General features: G+C 78.6%; 1 protein-coding gene. It reads left to right on the forward strand.

Annotated features, from left to right (window positions below):
* Positions 1-1294 (forward strand): amidase family protein (locus JNW98_RS19095; RefSeq protein WP_223769468.1); only part of this gene is annotated, 1294 nt, incomplete at its 5' end.
* Positions 1295-1586: the final 292 nt, after the last annotated feature.

Below are 1586 nucleotides of genomic sequence, written 5' to 3' on the forward strand. Positions count from 1 at the left end.
GCCGTTGGAGGGGATCCCGGTCCTGGTCAAGGACAACGTCGGCACGGCGGACGGGCAGCCGACGACCGCCGGTTCGGCGGCCCTGCTGGGGGCCCGGCCGGCGGTGGACGCGTTCCTGGTGCGGCGTTTGCGGGAGGCCGGGGCCGTGCTGCTGGGGAAGGCGAACATGACGGAGTGGGCCGACTTCCGGTCCGAGGACTCCGTGGCGGGCTGGAGCGCGACCGGGGGCCAGACCCGCAACCCCTACGTGCTCGACCGCAGCCCGTCCGGGTCGTCCAGCGGTTCGGCGGTGGCCGTGGCGGCCGGCCTGGCCGTGGCGGCGATCGGTACCGAGACGGACGGTTCGATCGTCCTGCCGGCGAGCGTCACCGCCACGGTCGGCTTCAAGCCCACGCGCGGGCTGGTGAGCCGCGGCGGCATCGTGCCGCTGTCCAGCCGCCAGGACACCGCCGGGCCCCTCGCCCGGACGGTCGCCGACGCGGCGCTGGTGCTGTGGGCGGTCCACGGCCCGGACCCCGCCGACCCGGTCACCGCCCGTGCCGCCGGCGCCCTGCCCGCCGGTCTCCGCGCGGTGCTCGACCGCGGCGCGCTGCGCGGCCGGCGCGTCGGCGTCCGGCGGCCGGACGGCCTCGACCCGTGGACGGAGCAGGTGTTCGAGGACGCCGTCGAGCGGATCCGGGACCTGGGCGCCGCCCTCGTCGAGGACGTCGAGGGCCTGGACGCGCCCGGGGCGGACGAGGAGGCGGAACGGCACCTGGAGCCGGCCCTGCTGACGGAGTTCAAGCACGACGTCGGCGCCTGGCTCGCCGCCACGCCGGGCTCGCACCCGCGCGACCTGGCCGGCCTCATCGCGTACAACCTCCGGCACGCCGGCACGGAGTTGGCCCTCTTCGGCCAGGACGTCTTCGAGCGGGCGGAGCGGACCGGCGGCGATCTCCGCGATCCCGTGTACCGGCGGCACCGCGCCGCCGCGGTCCGGCAGGCGCGGCGGACGCTGGACGGCGCGTTCGCCCGGCACCGGCTTGACGTCCTCGTCACCCCCACCGCCGGCCCCGCGCCGCTGCTCGCCGGGACGACGGGTGACGGTCCGTTCGCCGCGGTGACCCGGGATGCCGCCGTGGCCGGGCACCCGCACGTCACCGTGCCCGCCGGGTACGCCCGGGGCGTGCTGCCCCTGGGCGTCTCGTTCGTCGGACCGCGGGGCGGCGACGCGGCGGTCCTCGGCTGCGCGTACGCCTTCGAGCAGGCGGGACCGGCCCGTACGCTCCCCGGCTGCCTGCCGACGCTGCCCTGAGCGTGCGTGCGGAGCCGGTTGCGGCCGGTCCCGCCGTCCGCGAGAGCGGCGCCGTCCCGGCGACGTCCGGCGCCGGCGCGACGGTCCGTACCCGCGGCGCCGGTGCCGGTTCTCATGACTCGGACACCCGCCGCAGCCCCTGCCGCCCCTGCGGGCCCGGCAGGGCGGCCCGCCTTCTACACCGCATGCAAGGGGACGCGGCCCGGACCCGCCCCCGCCCTCCGCGAGGTCGGCGCTGCCGACCGGCGCGCTGTCACCCCTCGCCGCTCGCGCCGGCGACCCCCGCTCGCCC

This window comes from Streptomyces huiliensis (assembly GCF_020037025.1).
Taxonomy (GTDB): domain Bacteria; phylum Actinomycetota; class Actinomycetes; order Streptomycetales; family Streptomycetaceae; genus Streptomyces; species Streptomyces huiliensis.